The 15789-nt window shown below is 65.3% G+C and carries 21 protein-coding genes and 1 pseudogene; 7 read left to right on the top strand and 15 right to left on the bottom strand.

The genetic code is table 11. The features are described 5' to 3' along the window. Window positions 1–73: 73 nt before the first annotated feature. The 3 genes and pseudogenes from G6N18_RS10420 to G6N18_RS10415 all read right to left on the bottom strand — a co-directional run bounded on the left by G6N18_RS10420 (window position 74) and on the right by G6N18_RS10415 (window position 2036). Entirely contained in the window at window positions 74–862 is a 789-nt protein-coding gene (locus tag G6N18_RS10420) for an integrase core domain-containing protein (protein WP_244960079.1), read from the bottom strand. A 122-nt stretch (window positions 863–984) separates the two neighbouring features. Continuing rightward, a pseudogene (locus G6N18_RS24530) lies at window positions 985–1245 on the bottom strand (helix-turn-helix domain-containing protein); the annotation flags it as partial. A 140-nt stretch (window positions 1246–1385) separates the two neighbouring features. Then, entirely contained in the window at window positions 1386–2036 is a 651-nt protein-coding gene (locus G6N18_RS10415; protein ID WP_083006448.1) for a TetR/AcrR family transcriptional regulator, read from the bottom strand. Between the two features lie 68 nt (window positions 2037–2104). On the opposite strand from G6N18_RS10415, the gene G6N18_RS10410 reads away from it, so the two are divergent. Continuing rightward, a complete protein-coding gene (locus G6N18_RS10410; RefSeq protein ID WP_083006446.1) occupies window positions 2105–2524 on the top strand; it encodes a hypothetical protein in 420 nt (139 codons plus the stop codon). A 17-nt stretch (window positions 2525–2541) separates the two neighbouring features. Here the strand turns inward: G6N18_RS10410 and G6N18_RS10405 are convergent, their stop codons facing one another. Both G6N18_RS10405 and G6N18_RS10400 read right to left on the bottom strand, forming a co-directional pair. Continuing rightward, window positions 2542–3381, bottom strand: coding sequence for a glucose 1-dehydrogenase (locus G6N18_RS10405; RefSeq protein WP_083006444.1), 840 nt, complete (start codon window positions 3379–3381; stop codon window positions 2542–2544). Window positions 3382–3527: 146 nt separating this feature from the next. After that, window positions 3528–4088 carry a restriction endonuclease gene (locus tag G6N18_RS10400; protein ID WP_083006442.1) on the bottom strand — a complete coding sequence of 187 codons (561 nt, stop codon included), beginning with the start codon at window positions 4086–4088 and terminating at the stop codon, window positions 3528–3530. A 133-nt stretch (window positions 4089–4221) separates the two neighbouring features. Here G6N18_RS10400 and G6N18_RS10395 point away from each other — a divergent pair, with 133 nt between their 5' ends. The 4 genes from G6N18_RS10395 to usfY all read left to right on the top strand — a co-directional run bounded on the left by G6N18_RS10395 (window position 4222) and on the right by usfY (window position 6395). Next, on the top strand, window positions 4222–4902 hold the full coding sequence (locus tag G6N18_RS10395; protein WP_083006440.1) for a PAS and ANTAR domain-containing protein: 681 nt from the start codon (window positions 4222–4224) through the stop codon (window positions 4900–4902). 104 nt (window positions 4903–5006) lie between these two features. Then, a complete protein-coding gene (locus G6N18_RS10390) occupies window positions 5007–5357 on the top strand; it encodes a hypothetical protein (protein WP_234806252.1) in 351 nt (116 codons plus the stop codon). After that, window positions 5354–5986 (top strand): flavodoxin family protein, encoded by a 633-nt coding sequence (locus G6N18_RS10385; protein ID WP_067214585.1) that lies wholly within the window; start codon window positions 5354–5356, stop codon window positions 5984–5986. Before G6N18_RS10390 ends, G6N18_RS10385 begins: the two co-directional genes overlap by 4 nt. A 100-nt stretch (window positions 5987–6086) precedes the next feature. Next, complete coding sequence (gene usfY / locus G6N18_RS10380; RefSeq protein WP_059099061.1) at window positions 6087–6395, top strand: protein UsfY; 309 nt, start codon at window positions 6087–6089, stop codon at window positions 6393–6395. 35 nt (window positions 6396–6430) lie between these two features. Here the strand turns inward: usfY and G6N18_RS10375 are convergent, their stop codons facing one another. Continuing rightward, entirely contained in the window at window positions 6431–7111 is a 681-nt protein-coding gene (locus G6N18_RS10375) for a cutinase family protein (protein WP_407663579.1), read from the bottom strand. A 408-nt stretch (window positions 7112–7519) separates the two neighbouring features. Then, window positions 7520–8500 carry an acyl-CoA dehydrogenase family protein gene (locus G6N18_RS10370; protein ID WP_083006434.1) on the bottom strand — a complete coding sequence of 327 codons (981 nt, stop codon included), beginning with the start codon at window positions 8498–8500 and terminating at the stop codon, window positions 7520–7522. 60 nt (window positions 8501–8560) lie between these two features. Between G6N18_RS10370 and G6N18_RS10365 the strand changes: the two genes are divergently transcribed. Further along, window positions 8561–9667 carry an acyl-CoA dehydrogenase family protein gene (locus G6N18_RS10365; RefSeq protein ID WP_083006432.1) on the top strand — a complete coding sequence of 369 codons (1107 nt, stop codon included), beginning with the start codon at window positions 8561–8563 and terminating at the stop codon, window positions 9665–9667. 7 nt (window positions 9668–9674) lie between these two features. Here the strand turns inward: G6N18_RS10365 and G6N18_RS10360 are convergent, their stop codons facing one another. Together G6N18_RS10360 and G6N18_RS10355 are read right to left on the bottom strand one after the other, a co-directional pair. After that, on the bottom strand, window positions 9675–10532 hold the full coding sequence (locus G6N18_RS10360) for an IclR family transcriptional regulator (protein ID WP_083006467.1): 858 nt from the start codon (window positions 10530–10532) through the stop codon (window positions 9675–9677). Between the two features lie 159 nt (window positions 10533–10691). Continuing rightward, a complete protein-coding gene (locus G6N18_RS10355; RefSeq protein ID WP_234806251.1) occupies window positions 10692–12269 on the bottom strand; it encodes a histidine phosphatase family protein in 1578 nt (525 codons plus the stop codon). 249 nt (window positions 12270–12518) lie between these two features. Between G6N18_RS10355 and G6N18_RS10350 the strand changes: the two genes are divergently transcribed. Next, window positions 12519–12707: a hypothetical protein gene (locus G6N18_RS10350; protein ID WP_083006430.1), complete on the top strand. Its 189-nt coding sequence runs from the start codon at window positions 12519–12521 to the stop codon at window positions 12705–12707. A gap of 63 nt (window positions 12708–12770) precedes the next feature. On the opposite strand, the gene mbp1 is transcribed toward G6N18_RS10350, so the two are convergent. The 6 genes from mbp1 to G6N18_RS10320 form a co-directional block, all read right to left on the bottom strand. Then, the gene (gene mbp1, locus G6N18_RS10345) at window positions 12771–13007 is read right to left on the bottom strand and encodes a microaggregate-binding protein 1 (protein ID WP_067214599.1); all 237 of its coding nucleotides are present in this window, start codon (window positions 13005–13007) and stop codon (window positions 12771–12773) included. A gap of 83 nt (window positions 13008–13090) precedes the next feature. Next, window positions 13091–13444 (bottom strand): PRC-barrel domain-containing protein, encoded by a 354-nt coding sequence (locus tag G6N18_RS10340; RefSeq protein WP_083006428.1) that lies wholly within the window; start codon window positions 13442–13444, stop codon window positions 13091–13093. Continuing rightward, window positions 13431–13826 (bottom strand): hypothetical protein, encoded by a 396-nt coding sequence (locus G6N18_RS10335; protein WP_083006427.1) that lies wholly within the window; start codon window positions 13824–13826, stop codon window positions 13431–13433. The genes G6N18_RS10340 and G6N18_RS10335 overlap by 14 nt, the downstream gene beginning before the upstream one ends. Beyond that, on the bottom strand, window positions 13823–15052 hold the full coding sequence (locus tag G6N18_RS10330) for an Nramp family divalent metal transporter (RefSeq protein ID WP_083006424.1): 1230 nt from the start codon (window positions 15050–15052) through the stop codon (window positions 13823–13825). The genes G6N18_RS10335 and G6N18_RS10330 overlap by 4 nt, the downstream gene beginning before the upstream one ends. Further along, a complete protein-coding gene (locus tag G6N18_RS10325; RefSeq protein WP_234806250.1) occupies window positions 15052–15549 on the bottom strand; it encodes a hypothetical protein in 498 nt (165 codons plus the stop codon). The genes G6N18_RS10330 and G6N18_RS10325 overlap by 1 nt, the downstream gene beginning before the upstream one ends. Then, window positions 15546–15746 (bottom strand): hypothetical protein, encoded by a 201-nt coding sequence (locus tag G6N18_RS10320; protein ID WP_083006422.1) that lies wholly within the window; start codon window positions 15744–15746, stop codon window positions 15546–15548. Before G6N18_RS10320 ends, G6N18_RS10325 begins: the two co-directional genes overlap by 4 nt. Window positions 15747–15789 lie beyond the last annotated feature (43 nt).

The following is a 15789-nucleotide window of genomic DNA, read 5'->3' as shown; positions in this document are numbered from 1 at the left end:
GCTAGGTATCGCTGAGCGATGTGTGGTGTCTCGGGACATCGCTGACAGATATGTCTCGGGACATCGCTGACACTCATGATGACGGTTTTGGTTCGCGGGTGCGGTAGGTCCGTGTGTTGGGTGCGCACCGCTGGTGGTAGCGGGTGGGGTCGGCGGTGAGTTCTCGGATCAGGGTGGTGCCGCTGAAGATGGCGATGTGATCGCCTTGTCGGATGACGTCGCAGCTGTGTCCGGCCCAGCGCAGACCGATTCCGATGCGGTAAGGCTTGACGTGGAGGTTGCCGGACTGTTCATCAACGCTGTGGCGGCTGACGAAGACCGGTGCTGGCATCGCGTGTTGGGCGGGGTGGGCTTTGGCGGTGGCGTTGAACGCTTGGGCCGGTGTGGCCCCGCGCAGGGCGCGGTGGGGGCGGTGGTAGTTGTAGAACTCGCGGAACTGGTTGAGCAGCTCGTTGAGCTCGTCGATGGTGGCCGGGGCAGGGCGCGCGCGTAGCCATTTCTTCAGCGTCTGCCAGAACCGTTCGATCTTGCCGCAGGTCTGCGGATGAAACGGGGTTGAGTTGATGGTGCGTGTCCCCAGAGCGCGAAGGTTAGCCTCGAACGACGCCTCATATCCTTTGCGTCGGCCGGTGTAGACGATCCCGTTATCGGTCAATGACATTGCTGGGACACCACATTCGGTGATACCGGCCAACATCGTCGACCACACCAACTCGGCGGTGCCGTGCCCGATGTCGGCCGCCAGCGCGGGCAGGTACCGGGAATGGTCGTCCAGGGTGCCAGCGATAGCCACAGCGGTGCCATCGGCGAGCATCCATTGTGTCCAGTCGGACTGCCAGCAGTCGTTGGCCGGGTGAAGCAAAACCGTTTTGTCGCCGATTTGGGCCGCTTCTGGGGCTGAGCGACGATCACCCCATGGCGGGTCAGAATCCGCCACACCGTCGCCCGCGACGGCACCTGTGGGTGCTTTTCGCGTTGCAGGGTCCACACGATCGACTGTGGACCGTGATCAAGACCAGCTTCGAGCAGCTGTTTGCGTTTGCGCAGCACCGCTTCTTCGACCTCGGCCGCGGTCTGACCCGGCGAGGATATGGGCCGGCGCGAGCGCTCCTCGAGCCCGTCCAGACCGTCCTCACCGAAGCGGCGGCGCCACTTGTAGAACGTCTGCCGGCTGATCTGCTGATCGCGGCAGAACTGCGACACGTTGCGGATCTGTCCAAATGCCGTCGCAACAAGAATGTCCATCGCCGTCACCTTCTGGGCCATGAACCATCCTGGCCAGGCCCTTACTCAGGTGTCAGCGATGTCCCGAGACATACACCTGTCAGCGATGTCCCGAAACAGGACATATCGCTGAGCGATCAGTAGCGCACCGAAATCACTGTTCAGCGGCGGTCCGGCGACACCGCTTCGTGCAGCTCAGGAGGGATGCCCGGGACGCGGCCGATCGCGTCGAGCAGGCCGTGCGCGCACGCGTCGGCGACCTGGCCGGCATCGATCGACGGGTCGATCAGCCGCTGCCTGCACATCTCGAAGGTGAACGCCAACCAGCCGTAGACGGTGATTCGCAGGTCGCGATCCACCTTGGAGTCCAGCTCGTGGCCGGTCGCGGCGTGGATCCGCGCGAGGATCCGGTCGGCCTGGCGGTCGGTGTCGATGTCCTCGATGCCGCGCAGCACCGGGTCCGAGCGGCCCATACCCACGTACGCCGCCCACGCGCCGTGGGGGTATTCCTCGTCGTAGCGCAGATAGGCCAGCACGCCCTCGCGCAACTGGTCGAACAGGCTCTGACCCGGCCGCGGCGGCGTGTTGGTGGCTTCGAACAGTCGCTCACCCTCTGCCCGCACCACAGCGGCGAAGAACGCGCGTTTGTCGGGAAAGTAGTGGTACATCAGCGCCCGTGACACCCCGGCCCGCTCCGCGATCTCGTCGACGCGGACCTCGTCATAGGGCCGCTGTCCGAACACCTCGGCGCCGAGCGTCAGCAGCTCCTTGCGTCGGTCGGCGGGCGAGAGGCGCCGGCGGGGCTCGGCCATGACCCCATCCTAGTGAACACATGTCTAACAGCCGGTTTTTCTTCGAGCTCGTTGGGAACCCATCCACTATGCGACAGACGAATTCACGCCGTATCGCGGTTGCGGGTGTGCTGGCCGCCGCGGTGCTGGCCGCCGTACTGGTGATGCCGGCGTCCCGTCAGCTGGGCACGTCGGAGGGGCTCTGGTTGGCCGCGGCCACCCTGGGCGTTCCGACGATCGGGGTGTTGGTTGCCACCAGCTTCCGTTACTACGGATTGGCGCGCAGCCTCGCGATCGGCACGGTCATCGCGGTGGTCACCTGCGTCGTGAGCTTGGTTGTCGCCGCGTTTACCTTCGCCACCGCGCTGAGCGGATCGGTCACCGGTCTTCTCCTGGCCATCGTGCTGTTCGGGGCCCCGGCGCTGACCGTCGCGATCTTGGGCCTGGTGGCGTTGCGCCTTGCGCCGTCACAGCCGTCGACCGCTCGCGAACATGAATCGGTGGGGTGACGTCGGCACGTCGCCGCTCAGAGGATGGGCCGGCCGCCGGTAACCGCGATTCGCGCCCCCGAGACATAACTGCCGTCGTCGGAGGCGAGCAGAACATAAACTGGTGCGAGTTCGGCCGGCTGCCCGGCACGTCCCAGCGGTGTGTTCTCCCCGAACGACGCCACCTTTTCTGCCGGCATGCTTGACGGGATCAGCGGAGTCCATATGGGTCCGGGAGCCACGCTGTTGACTCGGATTCCTTTGTCACCCAACAATTCCGCGAGGCTGGCCGAGAAGTTGGCGATCGCCGCCTTGGTGGCTGCGTACGGCGCCAAGGTCGGATTGGGCATGTCGGAATTCACCGACGAGCTGCCAATGATCGACGAACCGGGACCCATGTGGGGCACGGCCGCCTTGGCCAGATGGAAGTAGGCGCCGATGTTGAGCTTGAAGGTGTAATCCCACTCCTCTTCGCTGATTTCGTCGAGGCTCTGGTGGGTCATCTGATACGCGGCATTGTTCACCAACACGTCTATGCCGCCGAATTCTTCGACGGCCCGGTCGATCACCGATCGGCAATGCTCCTGGTCGGAGAGATCGCCGGATACCAACACGCATCTGCGCCCGGCTTCCTCGACGATCCGCCCGACCGCTTGGGCATCCTCGTCTTCGTTGAGGTATGCGATGAGGACGTCCGCACCCTCGCGGGCGAACGCGATAGCGACGGCGCGGCCGATGCCGCTGTCACCTCCTGTGATGACCGCTCGCTTACCGGTCAACTTTCCCGAACCGCGATAGCTGTTCTCACCGCAATCGGGAACGGGGTTCATCTGCGCCTGTACGCCGGGCATTTTCTGCTGCTGTTCCGGGAAACCCATGGGTCGTTCCTCTCCTGTGTCCAGGCTTCAATTACCCACGTATACGAATCTCACGCCGGCTTACCTCGCGCGGTGTGCGCGGGTATCGGATGTGAGCCACCGAAACAGCTCGACGTGGGGAGGTAACCCCGGGCGGTGCGCGACGCTCAGCCGACCTTCGGCGGCACCGAGGGCTCGAGCAGCCGCCGGATCGTCGATCGCAACCGCGTGAGGTCGGCGCCGCCGACCAGCTCACATCCGTGCAGCTCCGCGAGTTTGCGTGCGGCGGTTGTGAATCCGTGGTTTGTGACGACCATCGTCACGGTGCAGTCCTGCATCGGCGCACCCGCCACCACTTCCTGCACGGCGCTCGCCCCGACCGGCCGGGACTGGCGTTTGCACTGAATGGCAATGCGATTGGGGCGCTTGCCGACGATGATGTCGACGCCCCAGTCGCCGGTGATCGCGGTCATCATCACCGGCGCCCCGCAGGATCGGGCCACCCGTGCGACGTAGTCCTCGAACTCGGCGCCCGACATCGCCGCGGTGACGTCTTCCCGTGGTCCGGGTGTCATGGCACCGGCGAGCGTTCCTGCGAGAAAGCGTGGGGCGGCGACGAGCAGGAGCGGCGCGAGCAAACCCAGCGCCGTACTCCACTCCGGGGCGGCCCCGAGGAGCCACGCACCGAGGCCCGCCGTCGTCGCCGCCGCCAGGTAGACCTTGCGCATCACGCGATGGATGGTAGGACGATCCTGCGACATCGCTCGGCCCACGCGTTGCCTCGAATCCAGTGTCGTCCGAAAAACGAAGGCTCGACGTGCCGCGACACACCGGCAGGTTAAGCCGAGCTAACCTTCGATCATGACCGATGAGCTGGTTGATTCCGGCGGCCAGACACCCGTCGAGCAAGCTCTTGCCGGCGGTGATCCGCACCGCGTCGGCTGGTTCCGGTTCTACTTCGCCGACGAACGGTGGGAGTGGTCACCGCAAGTCGAGAGGATGCACGGCTACGAGCCGGGCACCGTCGAACCGACGACCGAACTCGTGCTGTCCCACAAGCACCCCGAGGACTATCGCCAGGTGGCCGCGACTTTGGACGAGATCCGCCGCACGTCGGGTGCGTTCTCCACCCGGCACCGGATCATCGACACCCAGGGCGAGGTGCACCATGTCGTGGTGGTCGGCGACCAGCTTTTCGACGAAAGCGACCGGGTGGTCGGCACCCACGGGTTCTATGTCGACGTCACTCCGTCGACGCTCGATAACCAGAACAAGATCCTCAGCGCGGCGGTCACCGAGATCGCCGAGGCCCGCGGCCCGATCGAGCAGACCAAGGGCATGCTGATGCTGATCTACCGGATCTCCGCCGAATCGGCGTTCGAACTGCTCAGGTGGCGGTCACAAGAGACCAACACCAAACTGCGGCTGCTGGCCGAGCAAATCGCCCAGGACTTCCTCGGGCTGACCTACGAAGAGGAGTTGCCGCCGCGCTCCACCTACGACAGGTTGCTGCTGACCGCACACAACCGCGTTCGAACCTGAGGTTTATCGAGCGAGCCGGCCGGGAATTCTGCGCCACAACACATCAACGCTGGCCCAGCAGCAAATCCGGGGAGAGTTCTGTCGTGTATCACGGTCCTACTGAGTTGAGGAGTGCCGAAACCGGGACCCGCGACGCGGTGCGGTTCGCGATCGGCATTTTGGTCGCAGGCGCAGTCCTGCTTTTCGCCGCCGTGGTCTGGGTCAGCACGTGCCAGGGTGCGACAGCCGACAGTGTGGCCTGCGGGGCGCCGCAGCGGACGGTGCTGGCGCTCGCGGCTCCCGCCGTCCTGTTGGCCGGTGGACTGCGCGGGTTATTGCGCAGCCATCAAACCTGGCGCCGGTGCGAGATGTCGTGGTCCTGGCTCGCCGCGGGTTGGTTGCTGCTGACGGCGATGCTGCTGGTCGTGACGACCAGCACGCCCGTCCTCGCCGGAACCGCGGTGTTCGGCGGATGAGCACGCCGGCCAAGTCCGACCGCCCGCTCACCGCCGTCGCGCTGGTGTGCAGCCTCAAGCCCAGCCCGGCCGAGTCGAGCAGCGCGCTGATGGCCGAGCACATCTGCGACAACCTGCGCCAAGCGGGCGTCAAGACGGAGTCGGTTCGGTGCGTCGACCATGCGATCGCGCCCGGCGTCGAGGCCGACATGGGCGACGGCGACGAGTGGCCGCAGATCCGCGACAAACTGCTGCGCGCCGACATCCTGGTGTTGTCCACGCCGATCTGGCTCGGCCATCCCAGCAGCGTCACCCAGCGGGTACTCGAGCGCCTCGACGCCGAACTGTCGAACACCGACGATGCGGGCCGGCCGGTCATGCTGGGCAAGGTCGCCGTCGTCGGCGTCGTCGGCAACGAGGACGGGGCGCACAAGGTGATCGCCGACTGCTTCCAAGGGCTCAACGACATCGGCTACAGCATCCCGGCCCAGGGCGGCACCTACTGGACGGGTGAGGCGATGCACAGCAAGGACTACAAGGAACTCGACGAGGTGCCCGAACCGGTCGCGTCGACGACCGCCGCGCTGGCCCGCAACGCTGCTCATCTCGCAAGAGCCCTGCAGGCCGGTCAGTATCCGCCCTACCAGTGATGTTCCGCCCTCCGCCCGTTTCTGCCTCAGCGCAGTCGGGTAGTTCTACCGTTGTCAGTAGCCCACCACCGGGCGGAGGTATGCCGAGAGAGGAGTACCGATGAAAAGCCCGAAGGATCCCGTCGACCACGCGAGGACCACGCGTCCGCACGCGGGGGAGTCGATGAAGGACACCAAGAACATGCCAGGGCTCGTTCTCATCGGCGTGGCCCTGGTGCTGTTCGTCTCGGCGCTGGCCGCGCATGGCGCAGGCCATCACAGCGTGGGCATCGGCCTGGGCAGCGGATCGGCCGCGCTGTTCATCATCGGCGGCGGCTGGCTGCTCGTCGAGCATCTGCGCGTGCGCAAGATCGAGGAGCGTTGGTACAGCGAGCATCCCGACGCCGAACGGCAACGACCCAGCAGCTGACGCGGCAGCGAATGCGGTATTTACGGCGCAGCGGGTTACTGGTCCCAGTCACCGGGCGGCGGCGCGTCCCCGCCTGGCGGCGGTAAGCCCTGGCCAGGACTTGGGCCGAGTCGATCGGCGGCAAAGGCCACCCCTTTTTCGATCATGCCGTCGTATGCGTAGGACGTGTGTGCGGCGAAATTCAGCCCGTCAGAGCACACCGCGTCCTCGGGGGCGCACACCTTGATCGTCTTCGCCTCATACAGCGGGCCAATGACGACCGGCGGTTCGCCGAGGAAATTCATTGCCCGGACGTTGGGCATACCGAAGAGAACAACCGCGGCGACGTGGTCAGCGACCTCGGGCTGCAACGGCTTGGGTACGGTCGCAGGATCGACTCCAGCGGGCACTTCAGGGGAGGTGACAAAGCCCATCACGGCCGCTCCCTGCGAGTAACCGCCGAGCACCAACTGGGTTGCCGGACAGTCCCTTACCGTCTCAAGGACGTGTGATCCCGCGTCCCTGACACCGTCGACACCCGTGCCCCACTGGTCGGTCGCAGGGTAGTTGACGGGATAAACCTCAAAAGATCTTTCACCGACACGTGAACGCAGCGAGTCGACGAACGCCTGTCCCGTCGGGCCAACACCAGGAGGCTCACCGGTACCGCGGGCGAATACCACCTCAACGTCCGGGCAAGGCTGCGCGGAAGCGTCTGGAACGAAGGCACCGGGCATCGCCCAGATCGCCGCGAGCGCAACACCAATGAAAGCGACCAAAGGTACACGCATATTTCCGTATCCTCTGCTAGATCCCTGCTATTTCGTCTTGACAGGACCCGCAGTGATGAGCCGCGACAAAGGAAACCGCTGGCCCGCCCGTCATCGCTGACAGACTGTGAGGCGATCCTTGAAAACGATTCGCCGGCTGGCAGGCCTACAGCTTGATTCGCTTTGTCTCACCACTGAAGTCAACGCAACAGAGGCGTGCCGGCGATCTTCTTAACCTTTGCGCGCAAGCTGGTGATTGGAGCCTTCGCTGTTGCGTAAGGACACACCTCCGGTGTCAGCTTCCGCGCTGCGCCTCAGCAGGCACAAGCATAACCAGTGACATCTGGTTGGTAAATAGCCCAAACTGGTTGTCACTCAGCTGAAGTTCGGATACTCAGTGGAGTCGTCGGCCGGATGCCTGCGTTCGAACAGCCGAACAGCCAGCCGGCCGCCCGCCTGCACGTCGCGCCACATCCGGGTCACCGGATCTGCCGCATCGAGGGCATGTCGGCTGCTTGCGAGCACCCGGTCGGCCGCTCCCCGCGCCCGCGCGACGGCTTGTTGGTGAGCCCGCCGGCGAGCGGCTGTATCCGACAGCTGGAGGGATGCGGTTATCTGGAGCTTGGCGGCGTCGATGTCGGACGCGGCCCAGGCGACCTGCGCACATGAGGCGTCGCTGACCTCGTCACCGCCGTGCGAGGTGGACAGCCGCGCCCGCACCTGGTCCACGTGTTGTCGCCAGGCACCGTCGGCCGAACCCACGACAGCGGCTGCTGCGCCGGCTTCGGCGATCACCGAGGCGGGATCGGCAATGAAGACCTGCGTTTCGTCGACCGTCACACCGGAGACAGTCACGTCACTGACGCCGGCTGTGCGCAGATCGGAGTGGTCGCCCGGTTCGATGCGCGCAGCGCTGCGCGGCAGCAGAACGCGACAGGCAGCGCCGTTGTCCGCGGAAAGCAGCAACCAGTCCGCATATCGGGCTCCGATGACGGACTCCCAATGCCCGGTCAGTCGCCGATCGGTCGACAGAACTCCCTCGCCTCGGTAACCGCTCACAATCAAGGCATCCGGGGCGCAACGCCACACCACGTCCGCCGCCGGCTCGGGCAGCCTCGCCACTTCGTCGGCGGCGGCGTTGAACATCGCGGCGAGCCAGCCCAGCGACCCGTCGAATGCAGAGAGCTCGTAGATTTCCGAGATGAGTTCGTCGGGTTGCTTCCCAAGCCCGCCGTATCGGACCGGTCGGAGTGCCAGACCGGCTAGCGAAGCACGCAGCGGCACCGCGCCTGATTCGGTTGCCAATTGGTCGAGAATTCCGCGCAGGGCCGGGTGTGCGGCGATCGGCTCACCCATACTTGCCCTCCGGTCCGGCGACACGATGGTATTGATGATCGTGGCAGATGGAACGCAGCGGTGACGCAGACATCCGCGCAGTCGGTCTTGAGTTCGGTCAGAGCTTTACTTCCCGAGATCACGGCCGCTGCGGCCGACGTCGACCGAGCCGGCGCAGTGAACACGCAGACGGTCGCGCGCCTGCACGACGCGGGGTACTTTTCCCTGCTGCAGCCCGAGGCGTTCGGCGGACTTGGAGCCGAGCCCGACGACTACCTGACCGCGACCCGCGAGCTCTCGTCGGCGTGCATGTCCACAGGCTGGCTGGCTGGGTGGCTCGCGGTCAACAGCTGGGGACTCTCCGTGCGCGACGAGCGGGTCCTGCAGGACATCTGGGGATCTGATCGACGCACGCTGTTGTGTTCGTCGTACGCTCCGACTGGACGGCTGGAGTCCGTTTCGGGGGGCTTTCGACTGTCGGGTCGATGGACCCGGTGCACGGGAGCCCGCCACGCGTCATGGCTGAGCGCTGCGGCATTACGGGTCGGACCGGATGGTGCCGCTCAGGATTTCATGGCGGTGCTGGTGCCGCGGACGGACTATGCTGTCGAGCCGACGTGGAAAGGGTTGGGACTCCGCGGAATCGGCGCAGACGATGTCGTCATCTCCGGAGCGTTCGTGCCCGGGTATCGCGCCTTCAGCTGGCTGAATTTCGATCCGAACGTGACAGTCACGCCGCTGGACCGCCTTCCGCAGCCGACGCTGTACACCTTGGCCGGAACCATTCCGCTGTTGGGCGCTGCGCAACGCATGCTGGCGGCACGCCAGCCTGATGCGGGGACGCCGCTGGGGCCGATCGCCATGGCGAACGCCGATGTTGAGTTGTCGGTGCTTCAGATCCGGCGCAACATGGCCGAGCTCATGGAATGCGTTCGCGCAGGCGGTGTCCCGGACGCCGAGTTGGTGCTTCGCGCGCGCCGGGATCAGGTGATGGCCTCCGAGCGCGCGGTGGGCGCGATCCGTGCGGTCATGCAGGACCCGGGGCCAGGCATCGAAGAGGAACTGATGGAACGGCTATGGCGCGATGCACACACGGCCCGGACACATGTCTCGAGCAATGTCGAGCAGGTGCTGTCGGTGGCGGGTCGTTTTGCGGTGGGCCTCAACGTCGATGACCTCATCTGGTGAGTGTCCGTCACACCCAGTCGTCGGACGACAATGTGCGAAGTACCCGGGAGAGCATGTCGTCCGTGACAGTCATGGAGTTGTCCGCGTGTGCCGTTGCGGCCGTTGTGGCGCCGAGGCGCTCCGATATTCCACGCGCGGCGCGGGTGAGGAACGGGGCCATCCGCTTCAGCCATCGTGCCGGCGTTGCGCCGGTGAGTGACAGACCCGCCAACTCGCCGCCTCCCATCTCGATCGGCGCCGCGATACTGGACAGGCCGACCGCGAGTTCCCCGACGTCGTAAGCCAACCCATGGCGGGATCGGATCAGTGCCAGCTCCTGATGCAAGGTGGGAAGGTCGGCGATGGTCGCCGGAGTGCACTTGCGAAGCGGACCGGCCAGCGTTGCGTCTACTTCCTCGGCCGGCAACTTCGCGAGCATCGCCTTGCCCAAGGCGCTCGCATGTGCCGGCGTGCGACCGGTGACGCGGGTCGGCACCGCGACACCGCCACTGCCGCCGACCTTGTCAAGGTAAACGACATCCGCTGAAAGCAGTGCTCCGAGATGTACCACCAGTGCAGTGTCGGCATGGAGCCGCTCCAGCACGCCAGAGGCCACGCCGCGTAGCTGTGAATGGTCGGTCATGCGGGTCAAGGGGAGGGAGGAAGATGCGAGCCGATATCCGCCTGGCCCGTGCGTGAGCAGGCCGGCGATATGCAGTTGGGTGAGTATTCGGTGAGCCGAGGACCGGGGTAGTCCGGTATCGGTGACCACTTCGTCGAGGCTCATATGCTTGCCGGCTTGGTCGAACGAATTGATGATCAGCGCGACTCGGGCCACCATCGACGTCGGCGCGTCAGAGGAGTTGCTGCTCGCCGTCCGCGGCACGACCACCTCCACTTGGACATCGAGCCGATCGAAACGATCTCACTGTAGGGAAGCGGACACATTCATAGCCGTAGTTTCGCCTCGATCGAAGAGAGTTGGCCCCTTCCACCTGAGCGGAAAGGGCCAACCGGGCTCAGCGGCTAGTGCCGCGGCCATCGTTCACGCGGCGTCGCTCTGCTGGCCGCCGTCGTCGTCGCCGCTGCCAGCACCTCCACCGTTGGCGGTGCCAGCCTTGGTGCCTGACTTGGTGCTTGACGTCGCGGTGCCTGACTTGGTGCTTGACGTCGCGGTGCCTGACTTGGTGCTTGACGTCCCTGATTTGGTGGTTGACGTACCAGACCTGGTGGTTGATGTGCCGGACTTGGTGGTTGATGTGTTGGCGTCAGACCTGGTGCTGGATGTGCCCGACTTGGTGTCCGACGTGTCGGAGTCAGCCTCAGTGCCCGTATCGCCGGCATCCTTCTCAGAGGTTTCGCTCTCGTGGCTGCCATCCTCGGTCGAGGCGTCCGACTGACGTGCAGTCAGATCGGTTTCACCGTCGGATTGCGTCACGTTCCCCGTGCCGCCTTCCTCCTCGGAGGTCTTCTCGGCGGCCGAGACCTCAGCCAGTTGCGCTGCTGCCGGCGTTTCGGCTGCCTGCCGGTTCGAAGCCGCACTTGTGGCTCGGTCGGTATCGCCGACCTCGTCGGATGCGTCGGCCTCGCCGCTAGGCGACATGGTCCTCGCTGTGGTGGCGGCGTCCATCGTGTCGGCGCTGGCCGAGACGTCGGTGGTCGACGTGACCTCCGCACCTTCTGACGGTGCCGGGGCGGGCGGCGTGACGAGGTTGTTCAGATCGTCGGCGATCTTGGCGGCTACCGCGCGGGTGTACTTACCAATCGAGTAGGCCGCATTGTCGATTGCCCGACCGATCGCGCCCACGATCGTCGCGACGTTGCCCGTGGCGAATGCGTTCAAGACCTCCTGCGTGGCCGCGGCGAGTTGCCGGGTCAGCGTCCGCGTCTGGAGTTGTACCTCGGCGGCCAACGTGGGCTCGGGGGCGAACTGCTGGCCATTCCAGTTCACCAACGTCCAGCCATCTTCGGGGTTGCCTTCGACGACAACGTAATCGGTGTTGTCCAAGTGGGCGGTTCGCAGCAGCTCGATCTTCTGCTCCAAGGTGAGGTTCTGGACGTTCATCATCGTCCAGAACATGATGGTGCCGCCGTGGGAGAACACCACGGGATTACGGTCACCGTTGTCGTAGATGGTCTCGAGCGCCCCGTCCACCCTGGCGTCGAACTCGTGCCCGTTGATCGAACCTGGGATCCGAAGGTCTCGGTTGCCCTGGAAGGCCCAGGCAAGCGGAAACCTCGCGTATCCGTTTGCGGCGTCAGCCTCCGGTGTGCCCTCGAAGATACCCGCCTCGATTTCCTGGAGGCCGGGTAACACCTGGATGGGCAGTCGCAGGTATTGCGACATGGGCCCCGCCGTCAACTGTGTCCGCACCATTGTGGAGGAGTAGATGGCGTCGTAATTGTTGACGCCCAACGTGCCGACCACGGCTTGGGCTTGCTGCTGTCCCTTGGCAGTCAGAATGGGGCCCGGTGTCGACGTGTCGATCAGACCGGAGGCGTTACCGGCGGATTCGCCATGACGCACGAACGTCACCCTCATCAACTCGGCCGCCGCGGCCGGGATCGCTGCGGCTGCCAGAAGCGCCAGTGCGGTCATCGTGATGCCCAGAAGGCGCCACACCGCCGCCCTGCGCCGACCTCCGAACAGAAATGATCTCCGTCGAGCCGGTGGATACGTTGGCACGGCGCATTCAGACGCAGCGTTCATCGGGCAGTTCCTCCCGCCGTCGGTATGGTTCGCTCACGGTGAACCGACGACGGACGGCGGGCAAGCGTCAGTCTCATTCACTGGGACTTCGCTTTTCTGACCGGCGGAAAACGTTTGGGGCACGGATCGTCTCGACAGCCGACAAGCGGCGGGCGGATACCCGTGATCTCCCAGCACCTGGAACGCGACCTGCGGAAAGAACGGGAGATGAATCAGTTGCGACGTGCTGCGGGAGCGGGTACGGCGATCGCGCTCACAACGGCGATTCCGATCGAATTCGATGCCGACGCCGTCGGCCGTTACTTGCAAACGGCAGGCGGCGCACTTCCAGGGCTTGTGCTCAAGGTCTGAACGACCCGAAACTCGGCCCTTTCAGCGCGCCGCCGCCGTCCAGCGTGATGCTGGGCTGTTTTTTTACTGTTCGGATTCCTGACGCTTCTCGGCAGATTTGGCGCCGGCCCGCGCCGATTCCGCCTCGGCTTCCTTCCGTGCGGCGTCCTGCTGGGCGTCGGCCTTGTCTTGCTGAGCCTTGCCTTCACGGACCATGTCGTCACGACCGGTTACGGTGCCGACCGTTTCTTTGGCTTTGCCCTTGACGTCCTCGACGACGCCCTTGATGCCTTCTTCAGGGCCACTGTTCTTCTCGGTCATGCTCACCTTCCGCAGTGCAGTGGATTGGTCCAACCACGGGGAACTTCCCCGCTCCCCGAGAGAATTCCCGACCCTCTGAGGGGCTAAACGTGTCGGCCGGTGGGGGCGCGGAGGGCGGCCGAATAGCAGCGGTAGCGGGGCCTCAGCCGGACGGTATCGGGGCCCACCCGCGCGACGTCCTCCCACGCTGCGAGGAAGGTGCCGCGATGTCGCCATCGGGCGAGCCTGGCCAGCATCGCCGGGGCAGTGGCGCCGGATCGCTCGAAGCCCAGATACGACGACCGGGTCTTGGGGCTGACGACAAGCCCGAGGACTCGCGGGGCGGGCGGGTCATCAGCGGGGTCGCCGGTCGTGACCAGGCGGACGTCGACCACGGTGCCGACCGGATGCGAGCCGGCGTCGACGACGCGCAGGCCCAACAGGCTACTCAGCTGCATGTCGGCCTCCCGGAACGTGTTTCACGATGTGATCACGAAGCCACCGTTCGACCCATCCGACATCGAAGGTCATCTCCGTGGGCTTGAGCGTGACCACCACATCGACCGAGGCCACCAACTTCCACGGGATCTCCTGCAACCGCGACCGCGGAGGTGTGCCGCCGAAGATCCGGGTGGTCACCACCTGCCCCGACAGCAGTCCGCTGACCCGTGGCGGCTGCGCGTCCTCCGGGATGTCCCCGTCGATCTCGAGCCCAGTCAGTTCGATGTCGTCGACGATGCCGATCGGATCGCCGTGGCTGTCCAACATCTGGCGGTCGAGCAGATGAAGCCGGGCGTCCAACAGCCGCCCGCGGTGTCGTATCACCGGGAGATCACTCATTGTCCCGCTCCCGTCACGATCATCAACGGGATCGCCGCCAATGCGGCCACCAGGATGATCACGAGGTAGACCGAGGCGAACATGTTGGTCACCTTCCCGTTGACGCGCTCGCCCATGTATTGAGAGTCGTTGGCCACGATCAGGATTGGCAGATAGGTCAAGGGCAGTGCGATCGCCGAGAAGACGACCGAATACTCGGTGACCATGATCGGGTCGATGCCGGTGAACAGCACGGCCGTACCCGCGACGATAGCGACGAAGATCACGACGTGAAACCGGGCGGCCTCGGCGGGACGACGGAACTTGCCCCACGGCCATCCGAGAAATTGCGCGATGATGTAGCCGCTGGATAGCGCCGTCTCAAGCGCCGCACCGAACGTCGCCGCCACGATGCCCACGAGCACGAACGCGAGGGCCAGTTTACCGCCGGCGGCGACGACCGGCATGACGGTCTGCGACAACGACGCCACCTCGATCTGCTGGGGTAGCAGGACGATCGCGGCCGAGGCGGCGATGCCGAGTGAAAGCAGGCCGCCCAACGGGAATCCGACCAGCACGTTGAGCCGCGCCGTCGTCAAATCCCGTGTTGTCCAATGCCCTTCGACGGCACCGGAGGAGAAGAAGAACACCTCGTACGGTGTCATCGCGGCCCCGAACAACGCGATCGCGAAGTACCAGTAGGTGGCCGCGGACTCCTCCTCCGGAACGGCCGGTGACGCGACTTGATCGATAAGTTGACCCCAATCGGGTTGCAGCAGAAACACACTCACCACGAAGACGATGAGGAACAAGCCCAGTATGCCGGCGACGTTCTCCATTATCGAGAACTTGACCCGCCACACCACGACCCAGACCGCGAATGCGGCGACCGGAAACCACATCATCGGACCCACATCGGTGGCCAACTGCAGTGCCAGCGCGACGCCGCCGATCTCAGCGGTAAGCGTCATGAGCGTGATGAAGAAGGACGCCACCAGGTTGGCCGCTGCGGTGCGTGGACCCAACCGCTCACGGATGATCTCGAAGGTCGCGCGACCGCTGACCGCGGCCACCCTGCCCGCCATGTTTGCATACAGGCAGATGCCGACCACGCCGACGACCACCACCCACGCCAGCGCCAGCCCGAATCGCGACCCCACCACGGCGTTGGTGACAAGATCCCCGATGTCGACGAATCCGCCTATTGCGGTGAGGATTCCGAGTCCGACCGCCAAGACCTTCTTCATCAGCGGTAGCGGCTTTCCAGGGTGTCGGCCGCAGCCAGCAGCTCGGCGCGCACCTTCTCTGGGGTCGGCTCGATGCTGACCTGCCGGATCGTCGCTGAGGCGGCGTTGAGCGTTCCGATGAGGTCGGTCATCGCGTCGGTGAGGAATCGCTGGCGTGCGATGTCGGCCGAATCCTCGGCCCGTAGCTCCGCTATGCCCTGGTACGCCTCGACGATCTGGTCGCGGGCATCGGAAAGTTGTACGGCGGCAAGCTCAGCCGTCGAACGCCGCTGCGACCACATGTCCAGTGCCGCGGCGCCACTTCGCGCCGCCGACGTCGTCTCCTCCATGGCGGTGGCGAGTTGGCCGGGCATCCCGTCACGATTGGCGGGGCAGCGCGTCAATAGGAAGCCCAGCGCGACGAACAAGACAACGAGGACAAGTGACGTCCGGTATCGATTCCGCCGCTGGTAGTCGGCCATCGCGCCGCTCACCTCCGCTGGTGGAGCCGTCGTCACTCGACCATATCGTCCTCCGGGTCGAGGTCAACGGTTTCCAGCTGCTCCTGCCAGTCGGCGGGCGGCGCCTCCAGAGGCGGATCCTGTCCCGGCTCGGCGGACGCCTCCTCATCCGGTTTCGGTTCGCTGACAGCGCGCTGCTGTTCCAGCGCGTCGGCGGCGGGAACGTCGTCGGGGAGGGCTTCGCTGTCTGGCATGCCGGTCGGGTACCCGGAGAACCGCTGGTGAAACGGTGCCGCG

The sequence above is a fragment of the Mycolicibacterium celeriflavum genome (assembly GCF_010731795.1).
GTDB classification, from domain to species: Bacteria; Actinomycetota; Actinomycetes; order Mycobacteriales; family Mycobacteriaceae; genus Mycobacterium; species Mycobacterium celeriflavum.
Note: the sequence above shows the minus strand (reverse complement) of the source record. Positions and strands in the feature narration are given on the sequence as shown.

What these genes read in the sequence shown, in the direction of transcription:
- G6N18_RS10320 (WP_083006422.1), bottom strand. Translation starts at nt 15,746, where the DNA reads ATGCCAGACAGCGAAGCCCTCCCCGACGACGTTCCCGCCGCCGACGCG.
- G6N18_RS10330 (WP_083006424.1), bottom strand. Translation starts at nt 15,052, where the DNA reads ATGAAGAAGGTCTTGGCGGTCGGACTCGGAATCCTCACCGCAATAGGC.
- G6N18_RS10405 (WP_083006444.1), bottom strand. Translation starts at nt 3,381, where the DNA reads ATGGGTTTCCCGGAACAGCAGCAGAAAATGCCCGGCGTACAGGCGCAG.
- G6N18_RS10415 (WP_083006448.1), bottom strand. Translation starts at nt 2,036, where the DNA reads ATGGCCGAGCCCCGCCGGCGCCTCTCGCCCGCCGACCGACGCAAGGAG.
- G6N18_RS10375 (WP_407663579.1), bottom strand. Translation starts at nt 7,111, where the DNA reads ATGCCCGGTGCCTTCGTTCCAGACGCTTCCGCGCAGCCTTGCCCGGAC.
- G6N18_RS10370 (WP_083006434.1), bottom strand. Translation starts at nt 8,500, where the DNA reads ATGGGTGAGCCGATCGCCGCACACCCGGCCCTGCGCGGAATTCTCGAC.
- G6N18_RS10340 (WP_083006428.1), bottom strand. Translation starts at nt 13,444, where the DNA reads ATGCAGCTGAGTAGCCTGTTGGGCCTGCGCGTCGTCGACGCCGGCTCG.
- G6N18_RS10335 (WP_083006427.1), bottom strand. Translation starts at nt 13,826, where the DNA reads ATGAGTGATCTCCCGGTGATACGACACCGCGGGCGGCTGTTGGACGCC.
- mbp1 (WP_067214599.1), bottom strand. Translation starts at nt 13,007, where the DNA reads ATGACCGAGAAGAACAGTGGCCCTGAAGAAGGCATCAAGGGCGTCGTC.
- usfY (WP_059099061.1), top strand. Translation starts at nt 6,087, where the DNA reads ATGAAAAGCCCGAAGGATCCCGTCGACCACGCGAGGACCACGCGTCCG.
- G6N18_RS10410 (WP_083006446.1), top strand. Translation starts at nt 2,105, where the DNA reads ATGCGACAGACGAATTCACGCCGTATCGCGGTTGCGGGTGTGCTGGCC.
- G6N18_RS10400 (WP_083006442.1), bottom strand. Translation starts at nt 4,088, where the DNA reads ATGCGCAAGGTCTACCTGGCGGCGGCGACGACGGCGGGCCTCGGTGCG.
- G6N18_RS10395 (WP_083006440.1), top strand. Translation starts at nt 4,222, where the DNA reads ATGACCGATGAGCTGGTTGATTCCGGCGGCCAGACACCCGTCGAGCAA.
- G6N18_RS10385 (WP_067214585.1), top strand. Translation starts at nt 5,354, where the DNA reads ATGAGCACGCCGGCCAAGTCCGACCGCCCGCTCACCGCCGTCGCGCTG.